Source organism: Kaistella sp. (assembly GCF_032060305.1).
Taxonomy (GTDB): Bacteria; Bacteroidota; Bacteroidia; order Flavobacteriales; family Weeksellaceae; genus Kaistella; species Kaistella yananensis.
In genome coordinates, this window is the sequence record NZ_DAMBHK010000051.1 from 1 (window position 1) to 3,688 (window position 3,688).

At 38.9% G+C, this 3,688-nt stretch carries 3 protein-coding genes and 1 pseudogene; all 4 read right to left on the reverse strand.

What is annotated here, in order from left to right:
* Window positions 1–428 (reverse strand): annotated as a pseudogene (locus tag V5N63_RS08130) (reprolysin-like metallopeptidase); the annotation flags it as partial.
* A gap of 253 nt (window positions 429–681) precedes the next feature.
* Entirely contained in the window at window positions 682–1,341 is a 660-nt protein-coding gene (locus V5N63_RS08135; protein ID WP_332033546.1) for a DUF6048 family protein, read from the reverse strand.
* The gene (locus V5N63_RS08140; RefSeq protein WP_088469666.1) at window positions 1,307–1,786 is read right to left on the reverse strand and encodes a DUF6452 family protein; all 480 of its coding nucleotides are present in this window, start codon (window positions 1,784–1,786) and stop codon (window positions 1,307–1,309) included. Before V5N63_RS08140 ends, V5N63_RS08135 begins: the two co-directional genes overlap by 35 nt.
* A gap of 13 nt (window positions 1,787–1,799) precedes the next feature.
* Window positions 1,800–3,209: a 23S rRNA (uracil(1939)-C(5))-methyltransferase RlmD gene (rlmD, locus tag V5N63_RS08145; protein WP_332033547.1), complete on the reverse strand. Its 1,410-nt coding sequence runs from the start codon at window positions 3,207–3,209 to the stop codon at window positions 1,800–1,802.
* Window positions 3,210–3,688 lie beyond the last annotated feature (479 nt).

The following is a 3,688-nucleotide window of genomic DNA, read 5'->3' on the forward strand; positions in this document are numbered from 1 at the left end:
ACTGTTTTTGAAGTATTCTGAGGCTCAATGAATTCATACTTGCCGTTTCTCACGATCATCGACTGGAAATCATTCGGCGCTACACTGAATCTTACAATCGCATTAGGATCATCAATCCCTACTCCAACATACGACCCTAACTGGTAGCGGTCTGCAATAGATTTTACTACTACAGGAGAGCTGTAGACTGCAAATCTCTCAATTTTACCGTTAAGTGTTGGGAGTTTAATTTCTACGGGAACAGCGTTGCTGCCGGTTTCCTGCGCATTGGCAAGTTTCGATCTCATTGCATTAAGATCCAGGGAATAATAACTCTTGACGTTTGACGCCGTTCGAATTTTCTCACCTTGCATCGACGTGGGGCTCCATTGGGCAAAAGCAGCCGTTGTCATCAATCCGCAAAGTAAAGAAGTAAAAATTCTCTTCATAGATTAATATTTTTTTATTGAATTAATCCCAAAAGTAATTTTTTTTTCCAGACCGTCAAAATAATAATGATATAATTTTATTTACTTCACAAAACATTTGCCAATTATTACATAAATTAATTATACAATTCTGATAAAATATACATAATTAATAATAAAAATTTAATCGATAAAACAATTTTAAGAAATTTGACACGGAAACCTGGCTGAAAATTTACAGGTAAATTATTCAAAGCATAATATTATAATCAACTTAGAAAAGGTAGGCAATATTCCACGCGAACCCTACATTGAATTTTGCAGAGCTTTTGCCAAAGCCGGGAACAATCATCGGCTTGATGTCGTCCTGTGTTGTTGAGAACAGTAAATATCTCGGCTGGATATTCACATCAATGTAAAACGGAGATTCAAAAAGCTGAACCCGGCCGCCAACCGCAGCTTCCAGCCAGTAAGAACTTTGCGAAGAGGCAGGGAATGCTACAGTAGTGTCGCTCCCGCCGTAGCCACGAACCGGAACCGCTTTATATTCCTGACTATAAAATGAACCCGCTGCTTTGGCACCGGCATAAAAGCCGTTCAGCTCATTCTCTTTGTCTTTTGCCAGCATATAAAACGCTCCCAGCTTCAGAAAAGGGCCATTGGCGGCAGCATCATAACCGTTTTTCCGGTAAATATTTTTTTCATAACCTGCTTCGGCGACCGCATGAATGTTTTTCGAAACCCTTGAAGAAACAAAACCCTGAAAAAGTTGTCGGTCAGCAAACAATCCGATTCCCGCATTCAACACATCAATTCCGACCATGAAATTGGGTTCATATTTCCATTTAGTTTGCAGAGTGTCCGGCGCTTTCTGAGCAAAAGCAGCAAAAAACAGAAGACTAAAAAAGAAGGAAAAAATGAGTCTTGGATTCATCGGAAATTTGGGTTTGGTTTTGTTCGATATCGATTACGGGATCCGGAACCTCCAGAATTGCGCTTGCATTTTCATACACTTTTTTGATTCCGCAGGCTGGCGAAACATACTCGGATTTTGTAGTGTAATTAATCTTTACCTCTGAAGTAACAGCGGTTTTTGATAAACCAACATATATTTTGGTGAACGGCGCATCATCAACCCGCAACGGAATAAGTACAGAGTCGGTCTTTGTTTTGGCGGCAATTACAGGAATCTGCCCGTTTCCGTAATCCACGTTCACAAAAAGAGAATCCATTGTTTTAAGTTTTCCTGTAGCTTTCGTCTTAAATTTCAGTTTCATGCGCGGAGTTGCTTCTCCACTGATACAGATATCATCATCACTTCCGCAGGAGAAAAGCGAAAATAAAAATACGCTAACGAGAAAAATTTTCAGGAACTTCATGACTCAAATGTAATTAAATCTTTACCAGAAGCGCAATATTTTCGACATGATGCGTCTGCGGGAACATATCTACCGGCAGAATCTTCACCAATCGGTAATGCTCTTTCATCAATGCCATGTCTCTTGCCTGCGTCGCCGAATTACAGCTTACATACACAATTTTCTCAGGCGATAGTTTCAGGATTTGTTCTACCACTTTCTGGTGCATTCCATCTCGCGGAGGATCCGTAATCAGGACATCAGCTTTCGGATGATTGGCAAGGAATTCATCATTAAAAATATCTTTCATATCGCCACAGTAAAACGTACAGTTCGAAAGTCCGTTCAGTTTGGCGTGTTCTTTTGCGGCGTTAATGGCTTCCTGAACAGATTCGATTCCGATGACCTGTTTTGCGTTTCGGGCAACGTACTGTGCAATGGTTCCGGTTCCCGTATATAAATCGTAAACTACCTCGTTGCCTTTCAGATCTGCAAACTCCAGCGTTTTTCTGTACAGTTCCAGAGCCTGCTTATAATTAGTCTGGAAGAAAGATTTCGGACCGATTTTAAACTGAAGACCATCCATTTCCTCCATTAAAAATCCATCGCCGAAATACGTTACCACATGTTGATCATAGATGGAATCGTTTTGCTTTGAATTGATGCAGTACACCAACGTTTTGATTTGTGGGAATTCTGAAAGTAAAAAATCAAATAATTTCTCGCGGTGTTCTTTCTCATCACGGAATAGCTGGAAGAGAACCATCCACTCGCCTTTTGAGTTCTGGCGCAGCATTAAAGTCCGTAAAAAGCCGGTTTGTTCTTTCACATCGAAAAACTCAAGTCCGTTGGCTACGGCATACTGTTTTACAGCAAGTCGGATGAAATTGGAAGGATCTTCCTGCAGCCAGCACTCTTTAAGATCAAGAATTTTGCTCCACATTCCCGGAATATGAAATCCTAAAGCGTCACGGTTACCGAAATTTTCTTCGGAAGAGATTTCGTATTGAGTTAACCAACGTGCATTGGAAAAGGAAAATTCCATTTTATTACGGTAAAAATATTGTTCCTCACTTCCCAAAATCGGCAACGTTTCGAAATCCTCAAATCCGCCAATTCTTTTGATGTGGTTAAAGACTTCGTCCTGTTTGAAATCGAGCTGTTTTTCGTAAGCAAGATTCTGCCATTTGCAGCCGCCGCAAACCCCGAAGTGAATACATTTCGGCTCCACTCTGAAAGGTGATCTTTCCACAATTTCGGCAACATCCGCTTCAAAATATTTTGATTTCGATTTTTTTACACGTGCATTTACCACATCACCCGGAACTGCGCCGGAAACCAAAACAGTTTTGCCTTCTTCAGTTTTGCCTACAGCAACACCTTTCGCACCTGCTGAAATCAGTTTTATATTTTCTAAAACGATATTTTTACTTTTCCTTTTCATCTACAATTATAATGACCACAAAAGTAAGGTTTTGAAAATAAAAAAAAGGCGATAAATCGCTGGGAGGAATTTGAATTTCACTAAATTATTTTCTACTAAAATGCAGAATAAACAAAATTTAGTATAAAGTCAAATAATAATTTATAAAGAAATGCGCTAAAGCTCTTTGTTATTACATCAAACTTATAGTTATGCGGAATAAGATTGACGATTTCTTAAGTAAAAATATCCTACAAAAGCTGCAAAAAGTAGAAATCCCAATGTCCATAAAAATCTCGAAGGATTTTGGTTTTTAAAAACATCAATAATAAGAACAAAAGCAACAATAAAATTGCACAACACCGCAACATATGATAATATTTTTCCCATCTGAAGTGAGATACCAAACGATGTAAGATCAAAACTTACTGAAAAAACAGTAAATATGATCCCGAAAAGGACCAACCAATAAAGTATGCTTGGAGAAATAAGTAAATCGT